The organism is Pseudomaricurvus alkylphenolicus, assembly GCF_011683955.1.
In the GTDB taxonomy this organism is placed as follows: domain Bacteria; phylum Pseudomonadota; class Gammaproteobacteria; order Pseudomonadales; family Cellvibrionaceae; genus Pseudomaricurvus; species Pseudomaricurvus alkylphenolicus.
This window is the reverse complement of record NZ_JAAQPI010000016.1, coordinates 60,792-81,416: the sequence shown is the minus strand read 5'-3', so window position 1 is coordinate 81,416 and position 20,625 is coordinate 60,792. Positions and strand designations below refer to the sequence as shown.

Annotated in this window: 45 protein-coding genes; 23 read left to right on the top strand and 22 right to left on the bottom strand. The window is 52.9% G+C overall.

From position 1 onward, the window contains the following. The 21 genes from HBA55_RS29615 to HBA55_RS29515 all read right to left on the bottom strand — a co-directional run bounded on the left by HBA55_RS29615 (position 1) and on the right by HBA55_RS29515 (position 9,180). Positions 1-621, bottom strand: a complete 621-nt coding sequence (locus tag HBA55_RS29615) for a lipase family protein (RefSeq protein WP_206020031.1) — start codon at positions 619-621, stop codon at positions 1-3. Further along, complete coding sequence (locus tag HBA55_RS29610; protein WP_166998962.1) at positions 618-791, bottom strand: hypothetical protein; 174 nt, start codon at positions 789-791, stop codon at positions 618-620. The genes HBA55_RS29615 and HBA55_RS29610 overlap by 4 nt, the downstream gene beginning before the upstream one ends. After that, a complete protein-coding gene (locus HBA55_RS37625) occupies positions 788-1,327 on the bottom strand; it encodes a Gp49 family protein (protein WP_240946358.1) in 540 nt (179 codons plus the stop codon). The genes HBA55_RS29610 and HBA55_RS37625 overlap by 4 nt, the downstream gene beginning before the upstream one ends. Next, complete coding sequence (locus HBA55_RS29600) at positions 1,324-1,752, bottom strand: D-Ala-D-Ala carboxypeptidase family metallohydrolase (RefSeq protein WP_166998960.1); 429 nt, start codon at positions 1,750-1,752, stop codon at positions 1,324-1,326. The genes HBA55_RS37625 and HBA55_RS29600 overlap by 4 nt, the downstream gene beginning before the upstream one ends. Continuing rightward, positions 1,727-2,053 (bottom strand): hypothetical protein, encoded by a 327-nt coding sequence (locus HBA55_RS29595; protein ID WP_166998958.1) that lies wholly within the window; start codon positions 2,051-2,053, stop codon positions 1,727-1,729. The genes HBA55_RS29600 and HBA55_RS29595 overlap by 26 nt, the downstream gene beginning before the upstream one ends. 211 nt (positions 2,054-2,264) lie before the next feature. Beyond that, the gene (locus tag HBA55_RS29590) at positions 2,265-2,657 is read right to left on the bottom strand and encodes a hypothetical protein (RefSeq protein WP_166998956.1); all 393 of its coding nucleotides are present in this window, start codon (positions 2,655-2,657) and stop codon (positions 2,265-2,267) included. Between the two features lie 400 nt (positions 2,658-3,057). Then, positions 3,058-3,246, bottom strand: coding sequence for a hypothetical protein (locus HBA55_RS29585; RefSeq protein WP_166998954.1), 189 nt, complete (start codon positions 3,244-3,246; stop codon positions 3,058-3,060). Next, positions 3,246-3,758, bottom strand: coding sequence for a hypothetical protein (locus HBA55_RS29580; protein WP_166998952.1), 513 nt, complete (start codon positions 3,756-3,758; stop codon positions 3,246-3,248). Before HBA55_RS29580 ends, HBA55_RS29585 begins: the two co-directional genes overlap by 1 nt. A 253-nt stretch (positions 3,759-4,011) precedes the next feature. Next, positions 4,012-4,215 carry a hypothetical protein gene (locus tag HBA55_RS29575; RefSeq protein WP_166998950.1) on the bottom strand — a complete coding sequence of 68 codons (204 nt, stop codon included), beginning with the start codon at positions 4,213-4,215 and terminating at the stop codon, positions 4,012-4,014. Next, a complete protein-coding gene (locus HBA55_RS29570; RefSeq protein WP_166998948.1) occupies positions 4,212-4,493 on the bottom strand; it encodes a hypothetical protein in 282 nt (93 codons plus the stop codon). Before HBA55_RS29570 ends, HBA55_RS29575 begins: the two co-directional genes overlap by 4 nt. 1 nt (position 4,494) lies before the next feature. Beyond that, on the bottom strand, positions 4,495-5,409 hold the full coding sequence (locus tag HBA55_RS29565; RefSeq protein ID WP_166998946.1) for a recombination-associated protein RdgC: 915 nt from the start codon (positions 5,407-5,409) through the stop codon (positions 4,495-4,497). 10 nt (positions 5,410-5,419) lie between these two features. Then, positions 5,420-5,671, bottom strand: coding sequence for a hypothetical protein (locus HBA55_RS29560; RefSeq protein ID WP_166998944.1), 252 nt, complete (start codon positions 5,669-5,671; stop codon positions 5,420-5,422). A 13-nt stretch (positions 5,672-5,684) separates the two neighbouring features. Then, complete coding sequence (locus tag HBA55_RS29555) at positions 5,685-5,987, bottom strand: hypothetical protein (protein ID WP_166998942.1); 303 nt, start codon at positions 5,985-5,987, stop codon at positions 5,685-5,687. Further along, positions 5,984-6,202 carry a hypothetical protein gene (locus tag HBA55_RS29550; protein ID WP_166998940.1) on the bottom strand — a complete coding sequence of 73 codons (219 nt, stop codon included), beginning with the start codon at positions 6,200-6,202 and terminating at the stop codon, positions 5,984-5,986. Before HBA55_RS29550 ends, HBA55_RS29555 begins: the two co-directional genes overlap by 4 nt. An 8-nt stretch (positions 6,203-6,210) precedes the next feature. Next, the gene (locus HBA55_RS29545; RefSeq protein WP_166998938.1) at positions 6,211-6,669 is read right to left on the bottom strand and encodes a NinB/YbcN family protein; all 459 of its coding nucleotides are present in this window, start codon (positions 6,667-6,669) and stop codon (positions 6,211-6,213) included. Further along, positions 6,666-6,869, bottom strand: a complete 204-nt coding sequence (locus tag HBA55_RS29540; RefSeq protein WP_166998936.1) for a hypothetical protein — start codon at positions 6,867-6,869, stop codon at positions 6,666-6,668. The genes HBA55_RS29545 and HBA55_RS29540 overlap by 4 nt, the downstream gene beginning before the upstream one ends. Then, positions 6,866-7,042 carry a hypothetical protein gene (locus HBA55_RS29535; protein ID WP_166998934.1) on the bottom strand — a complete coding sequence of 59 codons (177 nt, stop codon included), beginning with the start codon at positions 7,040-7,042 and terminating at the stop codon, positions 6,866-6,868. Before HBA55_RS29535 ends, HBA55_RS29540 begins: the two co-directional genes overlap by 4 nt. Beyond that, positions 7,039-7,320: a MarR family transcriptional regulator gene (locus HBA55_RS29530; RefSeq protein WP_166998932.1), complete on the bottom strand. Its 282-nt coding sequence runs from the start codon at positions 7,318-7,320 to the stop codon at positions 7,039-7,041. The genes HBA55_RS29535 and HBA55_RS29530 overlap by 4 nt, the downstream gene beginning before the upstream one ends. Positions 7,321-7,330: 10 nt before the next feature. After that, complete coding sequence (locus HBA55_RS29525; protein ID WP_166998930.1) at positions 7,331-7,819, bottom strand: hypothetical protein; 489 nt, start codon at positions 7,817-7,819, stop codon at positions 7,331-7,333. Then, positions 7,761-8,738, bottom strand: a complete 978-nt coding sequence (locus tag HBA55_RS29520) for a hypothetical protein (RefSeq protein WP_166998928.1) — start codon at positions 8,736-8,738, stop codon at positions 7,761-7,763. Before HBA55_RS29520 ends, HBA55_RS29525 begins: the two co-directional genes overlap by 59 nt. 229 nt (positions 8,739-8,967) lie before the next feature. Continuing rightward, positions 8,968-9,180: a transcriptional regulator gene (locus tag HBA55_RS29515; protein ID WP_166998926.1), complete on the bottom strand. Its 213-nt coding sequence runs from the start codon at positions 9,178-9,180 to the stop codon at positions 8,968-8,970. 71 nt (positions 9,181-9,251) lie between these two features. On the opposite strand from HBA55_RS29515, the gene HBA55_RS29510 reads away from it, so the two are divergent. Further along, complete coding sequence (locus tag HBA55_RS29510) at positions 9,252-9,917, top strand: helix-turn-helix domain-containing protein (protein ID WP_166998924.1); 666 nt, start codon at positions 9,252-9,254, stop codon at positions 9,915-9,917. 15 nt (positions 9,918-9,932) lie between these two features. Here HBA55_RS29510 and HBA55_RS29505 read toward each other — a convergent pair whose 3' ends face one another. After that, a complete protein-coding gene (locus tag HBA55_RS29505; RefSeq protein WP_166998922.1) occupies positions 9,933-10,433 on the bottom strand; it encodes a hypothetical protein in 501 nt (166 codons plus the stop codon). A gap of 178 nt (positions 10,434-10,611) precedes the next feature. On the opposite strand from HBA55_RS29505, the gene HBA55_RS29500 reads away from it, so the two are divergent. The 22 genes from HBA55_RS29500 (at position 10,612) to HBA55_RS38250 (ending at position 20,573) form a co-directional block, all read left to right on the top strand. Continuing rightward, entirely contained in the window at positions 10,612-11,007 is a 396-nt protein-coding gene (locus tag HBA55_RS29500) for a hypothetical protein (RefSeq protein ID WP_166998920.1), read from the top strand. Positions 11,008-11,017: 10 nt separating this feature from the next. Continuing rightward, a complete protein-coding gene (locus tag HBA55_RS29495; protein ID WP_166998918.1) occupies positions 11,018-11,236 on the top strand; it encodes a hypothetical protein in 219 nt (72 codons plus the stop codon). Between the two features lie 15 nt (positions 11,237-11,251). Then, entirely contained in the window at positions 11,252-12,010 is a 759-nt protein-coding gene (locus HBA55_RS29490; RefSeq protein ID WP_166998916.1) for a hypothetical protein, read from the top strand. After that, positions 12,007-12,324 (top strand): hypothetical protein, encoded by a 318-nt coding sequence (locus HBA55_RS29485; RefSeq protein ID WP_166998914.1) that lies wholly within the window; start codon positions 12,007-12,009, stop codon positions 12,322-12,324. Before HBA55_RS29490 ends, HBA55_RS29485 begins: the two co-directional genes overlap by 4 nt. After that, the gene (locus HBA55_RS29480) at positions 12,321-13,964 is read left to right on the top strand and encodes a lambda-exonuclease family protein (protein WP_166998912.1); all 1,644 of its coding nucleotides are present in this window, start codon (positions 12,321-12,323) and stop codon (positions 13,962-13,964) included. Before HBA55_RS29485 ends, HBA55_RS29480 begins: the two co-directional genes overlap by 4 nt. Before the next feature lie 11 nt (positions 13,965-13,975). Then, positions 13,976-14,575 carry a 3'-5' exonuclease gene (locus HBA55_RS29475; protein ID WP_166998910.1) on the top strand — a complete coding sequence of 200 codons (600 nt, stop codon included), beginning with the start codon at positions 13,976-13,978 and terminating at the stop codon, positions 14,573-14,575. 12 nt (positions 14,576-14,587) lie between these two features. After that, positions 14,588-15,154, top strand: coding sequence for a single-stranded DNA-binding protein (ssb, locus tag HBA55_RS29470; protein ID WP_166998909.1), 567 nt, complete (start codon positions 14,588-14,590; stop codon positions 15,152-15,154). 32 nt (positions 15,155-15,186) lie between these two features. Next, entirely contained in the window at positions 15,187-15,567 is a 381-nt protein-coding gene (locus HBA55_RS29465; protein ID WP_166998907.1) for a hypothetical protein, read from the top strand. A gap of 129 nt (positions 15,568-15,696) precedes the next feature. After that, the gene (gene csrA / locus HBA55_RS29460) at positions 15,697-15,885 is read left to right on the top strand and encodes a carbon storage regulator CsrA (RefSeq protein ID WP_166998905.1); all 189 of its coding nucleotides are present in this window, start codon (positions 15,697-15,699) and stop codon (positions 15,883-15,885) included. A 53-nt stretch (positions 15,886-15,938) separates the two neighbouring features. Next, positions 15,939-16,349, top strand: a complete 411-nt coding sequence (locus tag HBA55_RS29455) for a hypothetical protein (RefSeq protein ID WP_166998903.1) — start codon at positions 15,939-15,941, stop codon at positions 16,347-16,349. Positions 16,350-16,387: 38 nt separating this feature from the next. Beyond that, the gene (locus HBA55_RS29450; protein ID WP_166998901.1) at positions 16,388-16,600 is read left to right on the top strand and encodes a hypothetical protein; all 213 of its coding nucleotides are present in this window, start codon (positions 16,388-16,390) and stop codon (positions 16,598-16,600) included. A gap of 11 nt (positions 16,601-16,611) precedes the next feature. Beyond that, positions 16,612-16,797, top strand: a complete 186-nt coding sequence (locus HBA55_RS29445) for an oxysterol-binding protein (RefSeq protein WP_166998899.1) — start codon at positions 16,612-16,614, stop codon at positions 16,795-16,797. Continuing rightward, the gene (locus tag HBA55_RS29440) at positions 16,794-17,012 is read left to right on the top strand and encodes a hypothetical protein (RefSeq protein WP_166998897.1); all 219 of its coding nucleotides are present in this window, start codon (positions 16,794-16,796) and stop codon (positions 17,010-17,012) included. Before HBA55_RS29445 ends, HBA55_RS29440 begins: the two co-directional genes overlap by 4 nt. Further along, positions 17,005-17,424 (top strand): hypothetical protein, encoded by a 420-nt coding sequence (locus HBA55_RS29435; protein ID WP_166998895.1) that lies wholly within the window; start codon positions 17,005-17,007, stop codon positions 17,422-17,424. The genes HBA55_RS29440 and HBA55_RS29435 overlap by 8 nt, the downstream gene beginning before the upstream one ends. A 12-nt stretch (positions 17,425-17,436) precedes the next feature. Continuing rightward, on the top strand, positions 17,437-17,571 hold the full coding sequence (locus HBA55_RS37920; RefSeq protein WP_277345740.1) for a hypothetical protein: 135 nt from the start codon (positions 17,437-17,439) through the stop codon (positions 17,569-17,571). Between the two features lie 15 nt (positions 17,572-17,586). Continuing rightward, on the top strand, positions 17,587-17,763 hold the full coding sequence (locus HBA55_RS29430) for a hypothetical protein (protein WP_166998893.1): 177 nt from the start codon (positions 17,587-17,589) through the stop codon (positions 17,761-17,763). 14 nt (positions 17,764-17,777) lie between these two features. Continuing rightward, positions 17,778-18,077, top strand: coding sequence for a hypothetical protein (locus HBA55_RS37255; protein WP_206020030.1), 300 nt, complete (start codon positions 17,778-17,780; stop codon positions 18,075-18,077). A 33-nt stretch (positions 18,078-18,110) separates the two neighbouring features. After that, the gene (locus HBA55_RS29420; RefSeq protein WP_166998891.1) at positions 18,111-18,497 is read left to right on the top strand and encodes a hypothetical protein; all 387 of its coding nucleotides are present in this window, start codon (positions 18,111-18,113) and stop codon (positions 18,495-18,497) included. Between the two features lie 283 nt (positions 18,498-18,780). Further along, a complete protein-coding gene (locus tag HBA55_RS29415; protein ID WP_206020029.1) occupies positions 18,781-19,068 on the top strand; it encodes a hypothetical protein in 288 nt (95 codons plus the stop codon). A gap of 51 nt (positions 19,069-19,119) precedes the next feature. Then, complete coding sequence (locus HBA55_RS29410; protein ID WP_166998887.1) at positions 19,120-19,401, top strand: hypothetical protein; 282 nt, start codon at positions 19,120-19,122, stop codon at positions 19,399-19,401. A 23-nt stretch (positions 19,402-19,424) separates the two neighbouring features. Then, positions 19,425-19,637, top strand: a complete 213-nt coding sequence (locus tag HBA55_RS29405) for a hypothetical protein (protein WP_166998885.1) — start codon at positions 19,425-19,427, stop codon at positions 19,635-19,637. A 6-nt stretch (positions 19,638-19,643) separates the two neighbouring features. Next, positions 19,644-20,573, top strand: coding sequence for a DNA cytosine methyltransferase (locus HBA55_RS38250; RefSeq protein WP_166998883.1), 930 nt, complete (start codon positions 19,644-19,646; stop codon positions 20,571-20,573). Positions 20,574-20,625: the final 52 nt, after the last annotated feature.

Genomic DNA, 20,625 nt, shown 5'->3' with positions numbered 1-20,625 from the left:
TTACGCCTGAAGCGACCCGATATACAGCGTCAAATCGTGATCGCCCCAGGTCCGCATCCAAAACCAGTTCTTGCTGCGGCGCTTGCCCAATGGTGTTCGGTTTATGTGCTTGCGTGTGGACCAGAATTGCAGGGTTGGAACAATGTCGTTGCCGTATTCGTACTCGGTTACTTTGATGTGACGGAAATAGTCATGGCCCTGGCTGATACAGCGAGGCGTGCCAAAGGTCACCAGCTCGGCGACGTCGAACCCGTTCTTATCGAGCAGTCGCGCGGCAGGAATGGCCAGGCCGCCGCCCAAAGAGTGGCCGGTCACGTAAACCGGTTTGTTCTTGTCCAGCGAGCCAAGCAGCATCCATTCGACAGCCTTTACACCACGGAGAAAGCCAGCGTGGCCTCTCAGGTCCAGATAACTGGCCGGCAGTACGCGCAAATCGCGCAACACATCCCAGAAGCCGCCCTTCTCCCACATTCTGGAAAACTCTGTGCCTCGAAACGCCACCACCTGGTAACGCTCAAAGCGCTCAATCAGCACCTCAACCTCACGCACCGCGAACGTTTTGCGCTGGTAACTCAGGTCGCTGAGCTGAGCCAGTTCATGGTGCGTCGGCTGGGTTTTCACTGCTCGGTTTCTTCTTCCGGCGCCTTGGCTGCGTCGTGAATGGTTTTACCGGTGGATACCGTGGTGGTGACCACATCGGCGCAACCTGCGGGATTAGCGGCGCAGGCGCTCAGCAGCTGGCAGCCTTGCAGTGTCAGGCACAGGGCAATGGCAGTGATTGTCATTTTCACTGAGCACCGCCTTCGGCCAGCTTACGCTTCAGGAGATAACCCTCTAGACGCCAAAGCTCATCACGAGCAACCTTCAGCGCTCGATCGGTAGCGATTTTCTCGCCCAGCTCCTTGTCGAAGTTCTCCGGAGAAGCGCAGGCCGAAATTTCAGAACAGATCGTGAAGCCGTTGGCATCGACCACAGTGGCAACCGTGGTAGTGGTGCCCGGCACAACCTGGCAAATCACGTCACAGCCGTTGAGCAGATTGTCTATCTGATCAGGCGTGACTCTTGGCGCAGTAAGGCCCTTCGCCTGAATTTCAGCTTCAATGGAATCATCGGACAGACCTCCAATCAGGGAATACCCTTCGTCAAACTGCTTTTTCGGACTCCAGCTTTCGTAGTGATCAGGTGTGTCCTTGCTGTAGACGACCAGATAGCCCTCTTCACTGGGGTCACCCGGCACCTTACGGTCGCGGGTCTGGTTGTACTCGCCCTTGGTCATTGGCTGCGCGTGTACTTTCTTGTGGCACTGGTAGTGCTGCAGTTCGTTCATAACTCCTCCGGTTTGCGTTCGTCCCAGCGCTCGTGGTCGCCGGTTCTTGTGTCAAAATGAACCCGACCGTCTGGGTATTTACCTATCCCATAACGGTTCGGAAAAATTCGGTCGTAGTAATCAGCCAGAACATCGGTGTCGACAATGATGCGTTGGCCATTGAAGAGCCGTTGCTCCATCACGTGATCAGCAGCCCTGCCAATCAGGTGTAGCGATTCGTCTTCGCCGCCTACCTTTCGGTTATGGCGTTTGCACCGGCATCCGCTGGTGATCCAGCAGTAGACGCGGGTGACGTGCGTTGGCATGGCAAAGTAAAACACCGCGTCCTGCATGGCTCTCAGCAGTTCGGCGTCGACGGTATCGAGGCCGCAACCACAGGGGCACTCGAACTCTGAGCGGCTAAAATTTTGGGTCAGATCGCCCATTGACTTGCCTTCGTATGGCTCGCATTTTCGCGTTGTGAAGCTCCTGCGCTCGCTCGTCCTCTCGTTTCTGGTACCGACTCTCTCGCTTGTTTCTGATGATCTGGAACAACAAATTCACCAGCAATCCAATGACTACACCGGCCATACCAACGATGATCCCCAGGTCTGACATGCTCAACCAGTCGGGGTCATTGGCAATTTTTTGGGAAAGACTCGACGCAATGGCGGTGACACCGGAGCCCTTGGCGAAAGTTCCAGATCCTGAAATGATCGCTTGCTCGACGGCGTGTTGCTTTTCCAATTTGCTTGTCCCTTAACAAAAAATGCCCGCACGAGGCGGGCTATGGAGGAGAGTTCCACGTAATTATTGTTGGCCAGAAACGAAAAAGCCCCGGCGGTTTAGGCCAGGGCTTTTGGTGCTGTGCGTAGCTTATCGGGTGCTTTCGGCACCGTACACGAAAAAGGTTAAAACAGGTTGCAACCTCGGGCAACAAATTTCTGCTGGTTAATTTTTAAGCAGTGAGCAGCGTCAGTAATTCCAGACTCTCCAGCGACGAGAAATCAATCTTGGCGCCGACCCAGGCTATGCCCGATTCGTACAGCACGTTGACCCGTTGCCGCGGCTGCCCCAGTCGTCGAGCCAGTTTGGTGATGTTGCTGCACTCGCGGTGATACGTGGTCACAATGTCGTACATCTCCCGGTCTTGGAATTTCAGCTGCGCTAGCACACCGTCGACGATCAGGGCGTCGTGGTCAGTAATGATGGGGCACGGTACCGCACTGCCTCTCAACCTCTGCAACGCATCGCCGCTGTTAAACTCCGTGTCCAATCTGCCGCCAAGCCATCGGGACCACTGATCGAGCAGGTTGACCGTATCGTCTCGCCAATTGCGGTCTTCAGCCATCTATGCTTCCTCCAACGTGGTTCACAGTCGATGTTCGGGTAGATCAGTGAGGCTGCCTGGTACACTTAATACCTTCCTCGGTGAACTCGAATACGTAATTTGGCACCGCGGCGGCCTCTTCAATTGGGTCGAAATGTTCGGAAATGGCGGTGTATTCAATCCCATCTCTTTGCCACATCTGTTCGGCTCTAACAACGATCATCCTCCCCATGAGCTGCATGATCTTTCCGCTACCAGCGGGGTCTCGTAATAACCTATTTCTGATTACAAACTTTCCGTACCGATTCATGGTCATTTCGCCTTTTCCTTCTTCTCTGGCTTAGTGGTTGCCTGGCACTTCGAGCACTTGGGTTTCATCGTAATGGTGCCGCATTCGCAGATTCGGGCTTTTTTCATGGCGCTATATCCAGTCGTGTTCCCATCGGGTGATGCCGTGAATCTTCATCATCGGCTCGGTAACTTTCAGGTAGTATTCCTCGGTAACGGCGTACATTCCCTCGGAGCAGTGTTTGAACAGAGGAAGATCTTCGTCGTTCTTTGGAGTGATGTAGCCGTATTTGTCTTTGGTCAATTGCACTGTTTTGCTCATCAATTCATCCCCTGCAGCGCCAGCCAGCCGAAATAGGCCGCTGAACGGGTGTCTTTGTTGCTTCGCTTGGTCCAGCCGGTGACCTTCTCGAAGAGGGCCTTTCTCTCACTCCAGTTGCCGCTTTGAGGTCGATGGAGTACATACGGCACTTTCAAGTGGGCCAACAGTCGGCAAAATTCCTCCTGTGCCTGTTGATTCCTTCCGATGTCATTGGAGATCTTGGCCAACACCGATCGGTTACCCTTGTCGTTGCGGCTGTAGACAAACTTGTTCGCCAGCACGTTCTCAATCGATACCAAGCACTCGCCTTCCTTCACCAGCTCTACCAGTCCGAACAGATCCAGCATATGTAGTGATGCAAGCTTGCCGCTGTCGTATACCGCTACGCCATGCTTGCAACTGTCGGGATCGACGCCAATGACTCTTTGATAGCCTCCACGACGTTTTCCGGCACCGGCAGACTGTGACGCTCCACCATCCTTATCCACAACTCTTCTTGCTTGAACCCGCATATGCTCTCCAGCTTGCGCCTCGACCCCCACGTTTTTAATTCGTCGCACTGAGGGCAAAGCGGTATCCCCGCGTAGTGCCCGACGTGTACCCGCTCCAATCCCCAATACAGTTTCTTGGCCGATCCCCAGATATGGTCGTATATACATGGCCCGGGGCAGCCGCACGCCGCACAGGGCAGCTCTTTGACCGTCCGGATAAAGGCCCTTTCGGCCGCGTTGGCCGCCCTGCTCTGTTTGGTGGCTTTGCGTTGCATTACGACCAGATCCAGCTGATTACAAAGATGACCAAACTAAACAAGGTAGCCATGATTACGGCCCCTCCCAGCATGGAGTAGTAGTGGTAAACCACGCTGCCAAAATGCTTTTCAACCATATTGCTGAAGTAGATCATCAGGGTGACAATGAGGGCTCCAGTTAAACCCGCGTTTAAGGCTATCGCGTGCCCGTCCATAATCATCCTCGCTGCTCCAAAGTCTCAGCCACAGCCTTTTTGATCGCTTCGCGCCCCTCTCCATAGCGATAGAATCTGTTGAGCTCTTCCTTGATCGCGCTGTCGATTGAGTCCTGAGCCTCCTTGTTAATCAGGGCCTCCAGGCGCTCTGGCTTACATGCCTCGTCAACTGCTGCCTGGACATACTCGTCTATCCTCAGCTGATGCTCGGAAAAGGCATGGAGCAACGACTGTTTGAAGCCATCCAGTTCAATGCGAACAATGGGTATGGTTGGATGTCCCATATCACAAGCCCTCCATCGGATCAGGCCGGTTACCACCAAACGCGCCCAGCACATCGCTGTACAGATCCCGCATCGCCGCGGACATCAGTACAAAGTTGGTCCTGAACTGGGCAATCTTGTCCCCGTCGCAACGGTCGGCGGATTCGCTGATCAGGTCCTCGGAGAACTTCAACTGCTTCATGGCCAGATCGTCGTGAAGCTTGAGCTTGACCCGCTCGTCGTATTCCAGCTCCAGCATTTCCACTTGCTTGCCGGCGTTGAGGTGTGGCTCGATTTCATCTGCCAGCAATTCCTGATCTTTCAGTCGTGCCTTGGAGCCGCCTTCACGCATTTCGGCCAGGTTGCAGGCTTTGAGCAGTTCGAAGCCTTCGGGCAAGGGTTCACCCCTGAGCCAGTTGGTCATGGTAATCGCTGGGGATTCGCTGACTTGGACGGGGACGACCGGCAATGATCCGACACTGTCGCGCAGCAGCTTCATCAGTTCTTCGGCCTTACTGTAAGTGCCGGTGTTGATCACCAGTATCTGTTGCTTGTGATCGATGTAAGCGTGGGTCAAGGTTGACTTGGTGAACGCCTGGGGCAGCAGATCGAAGATGATTTCTTCCTTCAGCGTCTCCCGCTCCTTGCGGTGAACGCGGCGGTCCTCACTCTTTTCGATATAGCGGACCTTCTCTCTGACCTTCTCGTTAATCACCGTGACTGGGAGAATCTTCTCTTCACGCCTGGCGCAGATGATGGTCAGGCTGCCCTCTTCCACGATCAATTCATCAAACAGATCGTCCGCAGGCGATACCCACCCGTACTTGCTCCGGTCTTGGCGGCCACAGGGCGTAAACTCGTTGTCCTGCAGCGCCTTTTCAGTAATCGTCGGTATCTCTTCCGTAAATCGGTAAATCAATGCGTCTTTGAAAAACATGCCTCTCTCCTCAATGGGTCTTTCGCCGAAACTGAAGCAGTGACCGGTGAAGCTGCACGCGAATCGGCTCCTGCGGCATGGAACCGTCAAACACCCCCACCAGAGTCGGGTCGTCACGCTCAATCAGCTGCTGCGTGACATACGTGTTCGCCGGCACCACGTTTAACTTCAGCTCACTGCGAACGGTAAACACCGCCACCGGACTGCTCGGGTCCGCCCCCTCTATTCGCCGCATCACGCCGTCTAAGGTGTCTTCAGACATCGAGAAGTTCTCCTTAATCTTCGCTTTCGGTCTGATTATCCGAAGGGAACATCTGATTCAGAATTTCCTGATACTGTTTTTTCTTGCGCTTGAGCAAACCTATTTCATTCTGCAGCTCAATGATCGATGGAAAATTCAGTTCCTGATGACAGCAGATCTCTTTCAGCCTCGCCTCTTTAACGGCGATGTCCTCATCGAGTTTGCACATCTCCAGTTTGGCCTGCTGCTTGGCCTTCTTTACTCGCACGGGAATCAACGCTTTTTCGACAGCCTCTTTCCCCATGGTCAGCACTTCGTGGTAGCTTGGTAATTTCATGTCAGTTCCTCCTCCATCAGCAAAAGCAGTTCGTCTTCATTTGTTTTTTGCGGTTCAGATGCTCCTTGCATGAGGTGCTCTCTCCTAAATTCCTGTTGCTGCAATCTAGCTTGGTAAATCGCCGAATCCTGTTGGGCAATCGTCAGCGCGTGCGAGCCCAGCAGTCCCATACCCGAAGAGGCCAAACCAGCCCTCTGTCTATCGTCGTGGTACACATCCCCTCCTATGCGGCCTGCTGCCGCTTCAGTTTCGCGTACTCGCCCTTCGCTTCCAGAAGGACGCCATCATTAGCGCCTTCCATCTGCAGCCATTCCAGAACGGCGTACATTTGTCCGCGCTTCCAGTTTTTAGAACTGGTGTAATCTTTCTTCTGACGACCGGTCTTCGGATCGGTAACAACGTGAACCATGAAATCGGCGCCGCTGTAGGCGTAGTAGCGCCCTTTGGTGGCTCGCTTCATGCCGGCGACTTCTCCCGGGGTAACCTCCCGCTTATCTTTGCAAAGCAAGTGCGCTGCGTACTCGGTCAGCCAGACGTGAAACAGCGAATTTTGATCCAGGCTGCGGTCAGGTCCAATTGCAGGCTCCTTGTACGTAATGTACTTGTGCTTCTGATAGAGCCCTTTGACCTTGTTGATAAATACCTGCAGGCTGGTATCGCTGTTGATCGTGTCGCCGCTCATGCCCGAAACCTCTGTTGCTGTCTTGCCAGCTTGAGTTTGTGCATACGGACATGGACCCGAAGTGTCGAAACCATGGAGTCAGGGACATTTGTATCCACAAATGCTTTTTGCTCGCTCTCGGGTAGCGCCAGCACATCGTCAAGGAAATTTGCCGGACCCACCGCCATCTTTCGTTTTGCTCGGGGGCATTTGAATTTCATGCCTTCGTCCTCTTCTGGCTGTCCAGAACCCGAGCTCTGGCCAGTACGTCCGCTCTCTCGATTTCAATGCGATGGCAAAACGCACTGTGAGACTCGAAGCGATCGACGCAGCGTATTTCTTCGGGGCATAATCCCTCCACACGTTGGAGGCGGTGATAGTCTGCGCTGTTCATGCCGCCATCCCCTTCTCTGGAGCCGGGTACAAGCAATTCACAGACTCACGGGTAATGGGGTCGCGCTTGCAACCGTCTTCGATTACGAAGCCTTCGCTGATCAGCTCATTGACACGACCAGCCACGGAAGACTGACGAAAGCCATGACGCTCAATGTCGTTACGACTACAGCCAGGGTTATGAACGATAAACAGGTACATTTGGCCCTTCTTCGTGCTCTGCTTTCCCGACTCTCGGATACTGCGTAGTGCTGCTTTGCTGGTGGCTCGAACTGGCATAGTGCTGTCCTCAAAGGCCCATTTCGTCGATTAGGTTTTTCATCCTGCGACTGTTTTCCGCTTTGCTCAGCGGACGCTCCACTTTCTCCGGCAATCCCTGGGGGATCACAACCTCAACGTCTTCACCGTTGGTAATGCGGCGGCAAAGTACTTCGTAGTTGCGGGCATACAGCGAGTAGATTTCCTTCTCAGGTTGAGTTCGAAGGTTGAACCAACCCGTTTCCCGACCGGCCAGATAAACAACCCGATGGCTCCAGTCCTGGTGATGAGGCTGGACCGCTTTCTGGCACGCTTCGACGTAGGCCAGTTTTGCTGGTGGAAACTGATCCGACTTGGCCGCGTTGGCGTGCTTGCGAATCACCATCACATTCGGTGCGTACTCTGTACCGCTTTGCACGTACCCGCGAAAACCAGCCTTCAGCTCGTCGCAGGTCAAATCGCTAAGCAGCTGGCACCAGGTGTTGAACGTCTCCTCCCCCACCTTCCCGTACTGCGTCAAGAAGCTCGCCCCCAGCGCTCCCCCCAACAGCTTCCACATCTCCGCCATGGTCTTCAGGAACTCGGTTCTGTCCTTCGAGCCTGGCGATGAATTCGTCTGCGGCTGCGCTGTTTTCGTCGACAGCGGATTGCTTACGAGGTTGTTGATGTGTTGCATGGGCGGCTCCTTGCTTCATCTTGGTCGACAGGGCGTCGAATTTTTCACGCAGTTTCGAGGGGCTGAGGACATTGGTTTGCCAGAAGTGGTCACGGTTGGCCCAGGCGAAGACTTCGCAAATCTGGCGGTGAGTGCGTTTATCCCGCTCGCGCATCAGGCGAACAGTGTTGGCCCAGCTTTCCAGATTGGGCTCTTTGTGTTCGTCGTTGAGACGGTGAACCAGTTTCCAGATGTATTGGGCGGCGACCAGGTCGTCATCGGTGAAACGAAATTTCTTTGAGGTGGGTTCATCGCCAGATGAACCTTTAGAATTAGGATCATTAATATCAGGATTATTAGTATTAGGATTCGTCGGAGATTTTTCCGACCCTGGCTCGGATTTTTTTCCGACCTTAGATCGGATATTTTTCCGACCTTTAGCCTCTAGGGTCGGATTTTTTTCCGACCCTTTCTCCTCGAAATTCCAGCCTTTGGCCTTGTCCAGCATCCTGAAATAGGTTTTATTATTTTTCGAAGTGATTTTGATTAATCCGAAGCCTTGAAGCTGCTTGAGTAGGCGGTACGCTGTGTCAGGCTTGTCGGTCAGAATTGGGAGATCGTAGATAATTTTTGACTTGGCCACGTTGAAAAACGCAGCCCCATCGATCTTTTCGCAATCTGCCCAGGCTGGGACGCCATACAACCAAGCGAATAGAATGGCTTGCTGCGCATTGAGCCCCCACTCCAAAGCTTTCACCTGGTTAATGCTGACGATAAACTGCACTCAAGTTCCCTCGATCCGTGTGCCCAAAGTCGGGCGTGCAAGTGTTAAATTCCTAAACCGATTTAGTGAGAAAACTTCCGCTCAACACCGGCTTCAAAAACGCTTTTAGATTGGAAATAGGTTTGCCAAGCTTCTTCAACATCCCTTCCCCCTGTGAAGCTGTACATCCAGACATGGTCGTCCGAGGTTTTTAAAAAACCCGAATCTCTGAGAGAATTCGGGTTGTGGGCTATGCGGCGTCAGATGGCTTAAACACATCAGGTCGCAGGTCTTCGCGGGTAACTTCCCTTCCAACCGCCTCCTCGATGTCGGAACACAAGGTGGCTGGAATCGGACGAGCTCCGGTTTTGAGCTGGCTGATAAAGCCCTGTGTTACGCCAAGCTTGTCAGCAAGAGCCGTCTGCCCACCCGCAATTTCAATTGCTTTGTCGATTGGTTTCATGGGCACTCCTGTTTCGCGGATTATCTGCAATGCTAATATTTATGTCAACAGCTTTGAGAATGTAGAGAAATATGAGCGTTGCTTATAATTGCCGGATGAAAAGACGTGACCTGACAAAAGAAGAAAAGGAAATCGCCGACAACCTGAAGCGGATCTGGCTCTCTAAGAAAAAAGAGCTGGGGCTAACTCAGGAGACTGGAGCGGCCAAAATGGGCTGGAAATCCCAGGGCACATTTGGGCAATACATCAATGGCACCTTGCCCCTCAACACCGATGCAAAAATCAAATTCGCTGAGCTTCTGATGGTGGATGTCACTGACATAGACCCTTCTATGAGTGTGCCTGCAGCCACACCTACGATACCGCTTCTTGATCTAGATGTTGTTGGCAAATGGATTCCAGAGGGAGCGCCACATTTCGTGGAGTTCAAAGCGAGAATCCCGAAACCTCAGGGGTATTCTTTGGGTTCTAAGGCCTATGCCATTGAAATTGAAGACAATTCTCTTGGAGATCTGGCGGCACAGGGGAGCCAGCTAGCTATCGATCCAGATTCTCCGCCCGAGCACGGGAAGATAGCTGTTTTCTATCTCCCGGATCACGGCGAAACTCACGTTGGTGTGTACATGAGCCGTGCCGGCAAGGAAACCCTCAAGTTTTTAGATGGGTCCGACTCGATCTCCCTCAAGGGCGCAATTTGCTGCGGGAAGGCCAAGGTCCGCCTAGCTGAGGAACTTTAACAGAAGTCTACCAAACTAGTCCTGCGGGCAAGCTGAGCGCGAATAATGTGGGAGGTCGAACAGCCTGCGATCAAGCTGATTCCAGAGTAAAATTCTGATGGCAAGCAGTTGATCCCTCCTAACTGCCCTGTCCCTCTCTATCTCGTTCAGAAGCCCAATCCACTCAATATGGTCTGCCTTTTCACGGAGGCGCTGTGCTTTCGCTTCTGCGGCTGAGGGCCTAGCCTCGGGATTCTCTCTATAATATTTCTGTTGCTCCTGGCGCCATTGTTGAGCCTCCCTTCTGTCCTCTCTAATCAGCTCGACATCACGCTCTCTCTCACACCAGAGCGAATCCAACTCCTTGGAAACTTCTTCTAGCTGCGACTCTACGAATTCCTTGTCGTCCAGGCTATAGATTAATCGGTTGAAGAACCCCTCGATCTCCAAGTCTTCTGTAACGATTACTTCCGACAAGCTGGTTGTCGATTGAACAGCCAGTACGACAGCAATACAGTTGATTAACGTCCTTTTCATGCTCTCTCCTAAGTTTCGCCCTGGGCGGTTGGTACTCCTCTCCCTGAGTTATAAGCCCTCAATCCTCACTACTCAAATGCCGCAGCAGTGCCGATAAAATATTTATCTGCAATGTGTTGACACCAATTATCGGCATTGCTAATATTTTTCACATGGTAACGCAGCAAGGAGCTAACCCATGCAAGCAGCAGATCAGCAGTGCCAGTTTGAGTCCACGTTTGAACACCTCACATTGAGAAGTCCGAAGATCACGCAGATCGAGCGCGATGTTGCCGTTCGTCGGTGTGCCGGAAAGACTCACCCTCAGATCGCCGAGGAGTTCAATTTCACCTGCAGTAACTCCAAAAAGGCGTTTGCCCGCGCGCTGGATAAGTTGATGCCGCCGGCGGGATGGACTGACCAAAATCCGCAGCCTCGAACGGTAGCGCAACTCGCCAGCCTTCTTCTCAAGCAAGGCAATTTGATCGTGAAGACCCTGACCAGTGTGGAAGTCGCCTTGCTGTTAACGCAGATCGCACCGATTGCGAACGCGATTGGTAGCACCGCCCCACTCTCTTTGACCGACAAGCACTGAGGGAACAGCAATGATTAAAGCGAATTGCGAAGAAAAAGCGACCTTTGGCGAAGAAGAAATTACCGGTTACGGCGCGACGCCCGAACTCGCCCGAATGGACGTTATCGAGCGTATCCGATTGGCGGTAAAAGAAGAAGCTCGCAAGCGCGAAACCATGTGTTTCGAGCAGCGCGTTCACCATGCACAAAACATCGTCGATCACAGCGAACAATTGGCCACGGCCATTTAATCACGGAGTCAGGAAATGAACACTTTACCTCAACAAGCAGGCGGCTTTTCACTGACGCCGGCGAACCTTCAAGAAGCAATGGAACTGGCCAATCTGATGGCGAACAGCGAAATGGTGCCCAAGGATTATCAGGGCAAACCTGGCAATGTGTTGATTGCCGTTCAGATGGGCGCTGAGCTGGGATTGAAGCCGGTACAAAGTCTGCAAAATATTGCTGTCGTTAATGGGCGCCCTTCCGTTTGGGGCGACGGTTTGCGTGCACTGATCATGTCCGCGCCCGACCTGGTCGGCATAACAGACCAGCTTGATGAGCAGTCGATGACGGCCACCTGCGTAATCTCTCGAAAAGTGAACGGTAAGCAAGTTGATTTTATCGGTCAGTTTTCTCAGGCGGATGCACAAAACGCGGGTCTCTGGGGGCGCAATACCTGGAAGTCGTATCCCAAGAAAATGCTGGAATGGCGCGCCTTTGGTTTCGCTGCTCGCAAAGCCTACGCCGATCGTCTGAGAGGCATCCAACTGGGCGAGGAAATGCAGGACGTACAAGAGGCGTCACCTCAACCAGCAGTTACCAAAGAAATGGGACCGGCGGAAGTCGTCAAACCAGAACACTATCCCGATGCTGACTTTGAAAAGAATTTTCATCGGTGGGAGCAAGCCATCGCGTCAGGTAAGAAAACCGCTCAGGACGTGATTAACACCGTTGAACAAAGAGCGCCACTGTCCCAGGCGCAGAAAGACAAAATCCTGAACATAGGAGCAGAAGCCGCATGAGCATCGTAAAGGAAAAGCTAGAGATTCTGGCCAGATTAAAATCCGCCAAGAAAGATTTTGAGGCTGCCAAGGCATTCATCGTTCAACGTAACAATGCAGAACGATCTGATTCCCCGATCCGCGACCGGATCAGAGTTTGGGATCTTGGCGGTAGTAATTCGGTCGGTCTAGATTCCAAGATGACCATTAGACCGAGCGAGCTTCTCGAAATATTGGAGCGTCGTATTGAGGAATGCTCCAAAGAGATCGATGTAATTCAGCCAGTAATCGATATGGCTGAGCGAGTGTTCAAAGCTGAGGAGAAAGCCGCATGATTACGCATGATGTTAAACAAGGCACTGATGCTTGGAAAGAGCTTCGTGCAAGTCACTTTACCGCCTCCGAGGCCCCGGCGATGATGGGCGACTCCAAGTACACCAGCCGCCAGCAGTTGCTTCAGGAAAAGAAAACGGGCAAGGCCGCACCGGTAACACCTGCACAGCAGGCCATCTTTGACAAAGGCCACGCCGCCGAAGATGCCGCCCGCCCCATCATTGAAGACATGATCGGTGAAGAGTTGTACCCGACTACAGCGACGAGTGAGGCGCACCCTACTCTGCTGGCCAGCTTCGATGGCATCACCATGCTGGAGGACGTTGTCTTTGAGCACAAGCTCTACAACCAGGTCTTGGCGGAGAACGTTCGCAACGGTGTGCTGGAGATGCACTACGTGTGGCAGCTCGAACAGCAACTGCTGGTCTCTGGCGCGGATCGAGCCATCTTTGTGACCTCTGACGGCACCGCCGAGAACATGGAGCACATGTGGTACGAGTCCTATCCGGATCGCCGCGAATCACTGATTGCCGGCTGGGAGCAGTTCGCTCAAGACCTGAAGGACTTCGAACCTCAAGCGAAGGTTGAAGTGGTTGAGGCTGAAGAGGTTGTGGCGCTGCCATCGGTAACCTTCAATGTGAAAGGCTCCAAGCTTGTATCCAACATCAACGACTGCCTGCCGCTGATCAAGCAACGTGCTGAATTGGAAATGGCCAAGGAGCTGGAAACCGATTTGGATTTCGTCAACAAGGAATCCTTTAACAAAGCGGTGAAGGCGGCGCGACAGAAGCTAAAAGAAACTGTCACGAATGCCAAGAACGAGTTCTCCAGCTTTTCCGACTTTGAGGCTGCCGCTGTTCAGATCGACGGCATCCTGCAGAAGCTCCAAAGCCACGGCGAGAAGCAAGTTAAAACTCGTAAGGAACAGATCAAAACCAAGATCGTCACCGATGCCGCTAGTGAACTGAATGCTCACATTAACGAACTGAATAAAGAGCTGGTGTCTGCTTGTATTCCTCCGATTGCGGTGGATTTCCAGGCGCAGCTAAAGGGCAAGCGCAATCTGGACAGCATGCGTGAAGCCGTTGGAGAAGAATTGGCCCGCGCGAAAGTGGAAGCGAATAAAGCCGCAGTCGGTATCCGCGACAATCTCGCCGCTTTGGAAAACCACGCCAAGGGCTATGACTTCCTGTTCAGCGACCTTCAGAAAATGATAACCATGGAGCACACCAACTTCGTCAACCTGGTGAAGGTTCGTGTGGCTGAGCATATGCAGGCTGAAGAGGCTCGCAAAAAGCAAGAAGAGGAAGATCGTCAACAGCGTGAAGAGCAAGAGCGCCAGCAGCGTGAGGAACAGGAACGGCAGGAGCAGGCAGCCGCACAAGCTCAGGCCATCGAGGAGCACGCTCACCAACCTGAACCAGTACAGACTGAAAACGCACAACCTCAAGAGCTGGCACCAGTAGTTAAGCACCACGTTCAGCCCACTGGCATGAGCCAGGTTAACGACAGCACCAAGCAAGAAGCACGAACCCTTCGTCAGGATCTTGCCGACTGGGGCCAGCGTCACGGCGTCTCAGCGCAGGCTCGCGCCGAACTGGCAAGCATCCTTGAATTCCACCAAATCCACATCGCCGCATAAGGAACAAGACAATGAGCAACTTAATTCTGTTTTACGACACTGAAGGCACCGGCTTACCTGAGTGGAAGCAACCCTCCGGCTCAGACGTTCAGCCACACATCGTTCAACTGGCCGGCATTCTGGCCGATGCTGACACCCGCGAAATCGTTTCCACCATGGATGTCATCATCAAGCCTGACGGCTGGGTCATTCCTGAAGAGGTGACCGAAATTCATGGCATCACCAACGAGCACGCGCTTGAGGTCGGTATTGATGAATCGGTGGCACTGAACCAGTTCATTAGCTTCTGGGACGGCTGCAAGCGTGTCGCTCACAACCGCACCTATGACATGCGCATGATCCGCATTGCGGCGAAACGCTACGGTGATGAAGCGCTCCTGGAGCGTTGGGGCGAGAAAGACGATCACGACTGCACGATGCTGTTATCAAAGCCAGTGCTTCAAATACCTTCAGAAGGTCGAGGTCGCTACAAAAATCCGAAACTGGAGGAAGCCTACAAGCACTTCACCGGCAAGGATCTGGAAAACGCCCACACCGCCATGGCAGACGCTCAGGCTTGTATGGAAGTGTACTGGGGTCTGCAAGACCTGAAGCAAGAAGCAGCGGCATAAGGAATATTCGACGTGGCACGCGGAGTTAATAAAGTCATCCTGGTGGGCAATGTTGGCCAGGACCCTGAAATGAAGTACATGCCCAGCGGCAACGCCGTGACCAACATTTCCGTGGCCACGTCGGAGTCCTGGAAGGATAAACAAACGGGACAGCAGCAGGAGCGTACAGAATGGCATCGCGTCGTTTTCTTCAATCGCTTGGGCGAAATCGCCGGCGAGTATCTCAGAAAAGGCAGCAAAATATACGTCGAAGGGTCACTGCGGACTCGCAAGTGGCAGGACCAAAGCGGCCAGGACCGGTACACGACTGAGATTGTGGCTAGTGAGCTGCAGATGCTGGATAGCAGAAATGATGGCGCTCAGGGCGGCCAACAAGGCTATCAGCAGCCGCAGTACCAGCAGACCAATCACCAGTATACACAGGCACAACAGCCGCAGCATCAACCACAGGCGCAGCACCACCAACAGCAAATGCCACAGCAGCAGATGCAACAGCCTCAAGCTCAACAGCCACAACAACCGACGGCGCCGCAACCAGCGCCTGGGTTTGATGCCTTTGATGACGATATTCCCTTTTGAATGACACGTACGTTTTTTAAGAGGACTGCGACGTGAAAAACCGCCAAGACGAAATCAGAACCATGTCGCTTGACTCGATCTTAGCGACAAAGCACCACGAACTGAGATTCGCGGCTGAAGCCGCGGTTGAAGCCCTGAAGGATGAGCCTGGAAAGCTCATCAGCCGAGAAGCGGATTATGAAGTGGCCTGGTACGAAGAAAACGGTTTTCGAGTGGTTGTCTACCCTCACAGAACCTCAGCCGGTAATTATCACCTTCGAATCAGGATGCAAGGCAAACGTAAAGGATCTGACCGAGCAAGGTACATCATGACCAAACTGTATCGCTGCACGCCTCACGACATCAATTTCCAATGGAAAGGCATGGGAATCAATCAGATTCTAAAGTGGGAGCGCGAGTTCGGATTCGCGTAGAGATATAAGAACGATCTTTGATTTACCTAGGTCCCCCCAAGGACCCTTAGCGGGTGTAACAGCCCGCCTATTTTTACAGAACAATCACTCGTTGGCGGGGTTCGCCCCGCAATTTTTAAGGACGGATAGATGCTTATTTTGACCAGGTGTGTAAACGAAACATTCATGGTGGGCGACAGCGTAACCGTAACCGTCATGGGTGTGCAGGGTAAGCAGGTGCGCATCGGCGTCAACGCTCCCAAAGAGATCGCGGTCCACCGTGAAGAGATATACCGCCGGATCGAGGCGGAGAAGCAGGCACAGACTGAAGAAAGCTAACCGTTGTAACCCTTGCGCCCTACCGCGCTCTACTTAGACCAGAGGAAAGACCAATGAAGAAAGCAGCAACACTTGTATCAATCATCGCTCTGAGCACAGCACTAATTGCGTGCGGCAGTAAGGAAGTCTCCTGGAAGACTCAGGAAACCCAGCGCGCACTGGCCATCGAGAACTCGGAGTTCAATGCCAGGGCATTCCGCATGAAGAACAATCGTTTCGCCAGCTGGAACATCATGGGGCGCGGTGATTCAACGATTGGCCCTGAATGCGCCAATGGTGACGGCTGGGCATCGGTTGACCTGGTGAACCCAAAGACTGGCGGCAAGCAACCACTGAAGTGCTCTACCGCCTCAGCGAATATCGGCTGCCTGCTTAAGCGAGATTTCGCCGAGCGTAACTACTCCCAGGAAGAAGGTCAGTGCAACACGAACCTTCCCGTTCCAATGCCGAAGATTGCCAAGTGATGTTTAGCTCCAAGATACAGGCCGGGAAAAAGCTTCTTATGAGTTTTGTCATCAAGGCCGCGCTGATCCTGGTATCGGTTGTTGTCCTTGGCGCCATGACCGTGAAAGCGGCCTCCCACGCCTACGACTCTTGGAGCTGCCACCAACAGTGGAAAGACAGCGGTATGGAGTACAAGTACACCGTTGGTGGTGGCTGTCTACTCAGGCAAGACCAGTTTTGGAAACCCGCCCGCAACTACAGAGGCGGTTAGGAGAGGAAACCATGCTCGACCTCAGAAGCATAGAAGAAGGCGACTACAGCCACGCGGACGTGGTCGAGCTGAAGCAGCGGCTGGAAGAAAGCACACGCGCCCTCTACGGAATTCAGTGCTTCCGCAACGATCCGGAGAAGGTTAACGAAGCGGCTGAGAGAGCGCTGAAGCGGATTAACGGGGAGTTCAAGTCATGACGGACACAGAATTGGTGGACCACATCATCGAGACCATGATTCGCTACGGCCGCAACTGTGATCGCGGTACCGTGGGGCTTTACATTGGTTTGGTTCTCGAAAATCAGAAAGAGAACGACGAGCGGCTGAATGCCATCAAGCTGTTGGCCGATCCCGAGTACGCACCGCCCTCTTTGCAGAGGGAACTTGATGTGCAGGAGGCGAGCTGTGGATAAGAAATACTTCTACAGAAAGCGCCTGGTTCCCGGCGAATGGGGTCTGGAGATCGTCACCGAAAAGTGGGTATCGATTCATGAAACGCCCTGCTTTCATTTTTGTGTGCGCGAGTACAATTTTGCTTTTATGAAGGCGCGGAGACTAGATGGGCAGACCTCGCTGCAAACCGCCAAACAGAAAGGTTGGGTGAAGCGCATCGCGAAGGAGAATAGCCGATTTGCCTTCGATACCGAGGAAAAGGCGCTTGAACACCTGCGATTCCTCAAGAGAAAGCAGCTCCAGCACATGAGAAGAGAGATCAAATTTCTCAAATTCTTTCTGGGAACGGAAGAGCTTGAAGAAGTCGGCCCTCAGTCAATGGTGGTACCGAAGTCTCGGGATCTGGTCCACCAACATTACGTATTCGAATAGGACCGCTGACCCATGAAAGAGCGCCTGGAACTGATTGCAGCCCTAGAGGCGTATAGAGAAGAGTATTCCATGAGTTACGAATCAGGCTGCGCTATGGATCTGCTTATCAAAAACCTGAAGCTCGAAGAGCAAAGTGACGAAGACTAAAGAAGGAGGCCACCAATGTCAGGCCAACGCAAGAACAAGAAAAAGCCCAACAACCCGATGACCATTCGCAACGTTGAAATCCAGGCCCGTACCGACGGCGTGGACAAGATCACGGCACCAAAGCGCTGGGCGGTTGAGGAACATCAGGAGCGGATGCGGGCGCGCGAATCGGATATTTGGTTTGGGCAGTGAGCGAGAAGAGATAAATGGCTTGCGAATATGTAAGAGAGTATTACGGGGTTCCAGCCCAGGTTAATCGGCGGATCGAATATCAAGGCGAGGGCGGAATCATCTGGAAAGATGGCGGCAATTACATCTGTGTCTGCATGGATTCCGACAAACCCGGCAGAACGGTGAACATTCACCCTACGGACCCTGATCTGAAGTATCTGGAGATGGGAGAGCCACGAAAGTTGACTCGCTCGCAGAAACGGTATCAGGAGTACCTGGATAGCCTCTACTACGAGGCAGGCGATTCATTCGCCACGTTCTTGGGTATTGGGTAATCAACAGTCCGGTAAGACTTTTGGGATATTAGAATGGACAACAAAGTTTTTAACGTGAATGGAAGCGGCGAAGATCAACTGCTAAAGACATTGGAATTGGCCTTTGGTGGCCAGACCTGCTCTGGATGGCAGGAAACTGAAGATCACGGAATGATCCTTTGCTGGACGGCAGATTCAGTTGGTATCAACCCGATGCCCGGCGACCTTACCGCCGAGCAGTGCTTACCGTTTATTACGGCTTGGCTGGAGTCTGACTTCGCTAGCAAGGTGAAATTCGGTGAAATGTGCGGGCCATACAAAAGCTCAGATGTTGACAACGGAAAGGGTTGGCAAGTTTATGTCGAGCAGTGGGGACATGTAGGTAATCAACACTATTCGATCTGTGCTGTACGACCGGCCTACATGTGGTACGGCAAGTAAGTTGCTGTTCTGCATTTGGCCTTCGATGAATTTTGAACGGTAACAGAGACATGAAGAAGAAGCAGAGACGCAACAGACCAAACCAGAAATTGAAGCGCCGTTCAGCGGGCACAAACAAAGGCTGTCGATATTCAATGACTAACTTTGGTCCGGTGCCGCGCTCGTTGGTTGACCGTGAGCCGATGATTAAGTTTGAGCATGGCGGCTTACCCCTTTGGGCTGTGTGACGCTGTCCTGCACTCCTGTAGTGCATAAGAAATGAATGGTAATCGAGGCCATAGAAATGATTGATTTTGGTGATTACGTAGAGATTGAGCAAAAACGGTACGGCACCGATAACGAGATGTTTGTTTACAAGGTTGTTCGCGGTGGTCTTCGATGCAATTACTACAAGGGTGTCCCTGTAGATGCCCGCGAACGCGAGTGCAGGCGCGGGGATATGGTCGAAGTTGTTCAGGCGATCTGCTGCGGAGTAGATGAAACGAAAGTGGATACATTTAGGCTTAGCGATGTTCGCCACTTACCGGATTTTGGGAAGAGGGAAAATCAGGCATTCACTCCTGGCGCCTAATCGGAAATCCTGCACTACCACGGTCGATAAATTTTGAGAGGTTTTTGAGATATGAGTGACGAAGATGTATTGATGCCTAAAAGCCTGACGGCAGAGAACGGAGCCAAGGGCTTTCTGTCAGGTGAATTTTTCGAGGAAGTCAATTATCCATGCCCTCACTGTGCCGCCGACAATGAACACCACGATGAGGATACCGGGTGCCATGAGTGTGACGGCACGGCGGTAATCAACAGCAAGGTTTATGTCAGCTGGAACAATATCAAGGCTATCTATGCCAAGGCTGTTGAAATGATCGGCGTTGAACCTGAGCTGGTTATTGATAATAAGCGGTAATGCACATCGTCAGGCCATAAATAATGAACGGCAAAAACAATATGACATCAGACGATTACGACATTGGCTACAAAGAAGGTTGTAGCCAAACAGCAACCGAAATCACCGACTCAATAGTTCAGCATATTGATTTTGGTATTCAGGCCAGAGAGGCGCAGATAAAGACGCTTAAGTCTGAGGTTGAAACTCTCCATGCCCTGAAGCACGACATAAACCAGAAGCACCGACCAAAGTAACGTAACGTGAGAACAGGACATCTTTTTGCAGGCGCCGGAGGCGGATTATATGCAGACCTCATTCTTGGACACAGACCAGTTTTTGCCGTCGAGTGGGACGACTACGCAGCCGGAGTGCTCCAACGAAGAGCAGATGACGGATGGTTCCCAGGGCTGCACGTGCACCATGGAGACGTCCAGCTGTTCGATCCATCCGACTGGACCGGACGAGTGGATAGCATCCATGCGGGATTCCCTTGCCAGGATATTTCAACAGCCGGTAATGGCGCTGGCATTGAGGGAGAGCGAAGCGGGCTCTGGAAAGAGGTTAAGCGAGTCGCTGGCGTCATTCGACCCCGAGAGCTGTTCCTGGAAAACAGCCCAGCTATCTCTACTCGGGGACTCGGTACCGTTCTCGGGGACCTGGCCGAGCTGGGGTTTGATGCAAGATGGTGTGTCCTTCCCGCTTCGGCAGCTGGTGCACCGCACTTACGAGCTCGCTGGTGGTGTCTTGCAAGGCGTGCCGACGCCGACCACACAGAGCAACGTCCAGGTAGCCGGGGAAGGAGCGGCGAAGGGTCAACCAAAGAGAGGAACAACTCTCGCAGGTTATGCCGAGAAGTTTCCAACTCCGACAGCCAGCAGCTACGGGACGAATCAGGGAGGCGGAGCCGGCAGGACCGGGAAGATGCGCCCATCACTGGAAACGATGGCCAGGCACAACTTGTGGCCAACACCGGTCGCCGGGGACAGTCGGGGCGCGGGACCGAACCAAAACACAGTGAGTCTCGGTCGAGAGGTCAAACGCCAGCATGGTGGTCAGTTGAACCCAACGTGGGTCGAGTGGCTGATGGGGTGGCCAATCGGGTCAACCGAATAAAGTGTTTGGGTAATGGCCAGGTGCCACTGCAAGCCGCGGCTGCTTACACCCTGCTGTCGACACAATTTAACAAGTAATCCTGCACAAAAAGAGTCTTAGAAATTGACAGTTTCGGACGGGATAACCCCA

Bases quoted from the DNA above. Each gene is read 5' to 3' on its own strand.
- HBA55_RS29405 (WP_166998885.1), top strand. From the start codon at position 19,425: ATGAACGGCAAAAACAATATGACATCAGACGATTACGACATTGGCTAC.
- HBA55_RS37255 (WP_206020030.1), top strand. From the start codon at position 17,778: ATGGCTTGCGAATATGTAAGAGAGTATTACGGGGTTCCAGCCCAGGTT.
- HBA55_RS29480 (WP_166998912.1), top strand. From the start codon at position 12,321: ATGATTACGCATGATGTTAAACAAGGCACTGATGCTTGGAAAGAGCTT.
- HBA55_RS29490 (WP_166998916.1), top strand. From the start codon at position 11,252: ATGAACACTTTACCTCAACAAGCAGGCGGCTTTTCACTGACGCCGGCG.
- HBA55_RS29505 (WP_166998922.1), bottom strand. From the start codon at position 10,433: ATGAAAAGGACGTTAATCAACTGTATTGCTGTCGTACTGGCTGTTCAA.
- HBA55_RS29590 (WP_166998956.1), bottom strand. From the start codon at position 2,657: ATGGCTGAAGACCGCAATTGGCGAGACGATACGGTCAACCTGCTCGAT.
- HBA55_RS29580 (WP_166998952.1), bottom strand. From the start codon at position 3,758: ATGCGGGTTCAAGCAAGAAGAGTTGTGGATAAGGATGGTGGAGCGTCA.
- HBA55_RS29545 (WP_166998938.1), bottom strand. From the start codon at position 6,669: ATGAGCGGCGACACGATCAACAGCGATACCAGCCTGCAGGTATTTATC.
- HBA55_RS29430 (WP_166998893.1), top strand. From the start codon at position 17,587: ATGTCAGGCCAACGCAAGAACAAGAAAAAGCCCAACAACCCGATGACC.
- HBA55_RS29455 (WP_166998903.1), top strand. From the start codon at position 15,939: ATGAAGAAAGCAGCAACACTTGTATCAATCATCGCTCTGAGCACAGCA.
- HBA55_RS29565 (WP_166998946.1), bottom strand. From the start codon at position 5,409: ATGTTTTTCAAAGACGCATTGATTTACCGATTTACGGAAGAGATACCG.
- HBA55_RS29415 (WP_206020029.1), top strand. From the start codon at position 18,781: ATGATTGATTTTGGTGATTACGTAGAGATTGAGCAAAAACGGTACGGC.
- HBA55_RS29445 (WP_166998899.1), top strand. From the start codon at position 16,612: ATGCTCGACCTCAGAAGCATAGAAGAAGGCGACTACAGCCACGCGGAC.
- HBA55_RS29575 (WP_166998950.1), bottom strand. From the start codon at position 4,215: ATGATTATGGACGGGCACGCGATAGCCTTAAACGCGGGTTTAACTGGA.
- HBA55_RS29515 (WP_166998926.1), bottom strand. From the start codon at position 9,180: ATGAAACCAATCGACAAAGCAATTGAAATTGCGGGTGGGCAGACGGCT.
- HBA55_RS29440 (WP_166998897.1), top strand. From the start codon at position 16,794: ATGACGGACACAGAATTGGTGGACCACATCATCGAGACCATGATTCGC.
- HBA55_RS29450 (WP_166998901.1), top strand. From the start codon at position 16,388: ATGAGTTTTGTCATCAAGGCCGCGCTGATCCTGGTATCGGTTGTTGTC.
- HBA55_RS37625 (WP_240946358.1), bottom strand. From the start codon at position 1,327: ATGAACGAACTGCAGCACTACCAGTGCCACAAGAAAGTACACGCGCAG.
- HBA55_RS29555 (WP_166998942.1), bottom strand. From the start codon at position 5,987: ATGAAATTACCAAGCTACCACGAAGTGCTGACCATGGGGAAAGAGGCT.
- HBA55_RS29600 (WP_166998960.1), bottom strand. From the start codon at position 1,752: ATGGGCGATCTGACCCAAAATTTTAGCCGCTCAGAGTTCGAGTGCCCC.
- HBA55_RS29495 (WP_166998918.1), top strand. From the start codon at position 11,018: ATGATTAAAGCGAATTGCGAAGAAAAAGCGACCTTTGGCGAAGAAGAA.
- HBA55_RS29475 (WP_166998910.1), top strand. From the start codon at position 13,976: ATGAGCAACTTAATTCTGTTTTACGACACTGAAGGCACCGGCTTACCT.
- HBA55_RS29570 (WP_166998948.1), bottom strand. From the start codon at position 4,493: ATGGGACATCCAACCATACCCATTGTTCGCATTGAACTGGATGGCTTC.
- HBA55_RS37920 (WP_277345740.1), top strand. From the start codon at position 17,437: ATGAAAGAGCGCCTGGAACTGATTGCAGCCCTAGAGGCGTATAGAGAA.
- HBA55_RS29410 (WP_166998887.1), top strand. From the start codon at position 19,120: ATGAGTGACGAAGATGTATTGATGCCTAAAAGCCTGACGGCAGAGAAC.
- HBA55_RS29560 (WP_166998944.1), bottom strand. From the start codon at position 5,671: ATGTCTGAAGACACCTTAGACGGCGTGATGCGGCGAATAGAGGGGGCG.
- HBA55_RS29585 (WP_166998954.1), bottom strand. From the start codon at position 3,246: ATGAGCAAAACAGTGCAATTGACCAAAGACAAATACGGCTACATCACT.
- HBA55_RS29510 (WP_166998924.1), top strand. From the start codon at position 9,252: ATGAGCGTTGCTTATAATTGCCGGATGAAAAGACGTGACCTGACAAAA.
- HBA55_RS29485 (WP_166998914.1), top strand. From the start codon at position 12,007: ATGAGCATCGTAAAGGAAAAGCTAGAGATTCTGGCCAGATTAAAATCC.
- HBA55_RS29535 (WP_166998934.1), bottom strand. From the start codon at position 7,042: ATGAACAGCGCAGACTATCACCGCCTCCAACGTGTGGAGGGATTATGC.
- HBA55_RS29540 (WP_166998936.1), bottom strand. From the start codon at position 6,869: ATGAAATTCAAATGCCCCCGAGCAAAACGAAAGATGGCGGTGGGTCCG.
- csrA (WP_166998905.1), top strand. From the start codon at position 15,697: ATGCTTATTTTGACCAGGTGTGTAAACGAAACATTCATGGTGGGCGAC.
- HBA55_RS29530 (WP_166998932.1), bottom strand. From the start codon at position 7,320: ATGCCAGTTCGAGCCACCAGCAAAGCAGCACTACGCAGTATCCGAGAG.
- HBA55_RS29420 (WP_166998891.1), top strand. From the start codon at position 18,111: ATGGACAACAAAGTTTTTAACGTGAATGGAAGCGGCGAAGATCAACTG.
- HBA55_RS29500 (WP_166998920.1), top strand. From the start codon at position 10,612: ATGCAAGCAGCAGATCAGCAGTGCCAGTTTGAGTCCACGTTTGAACAC.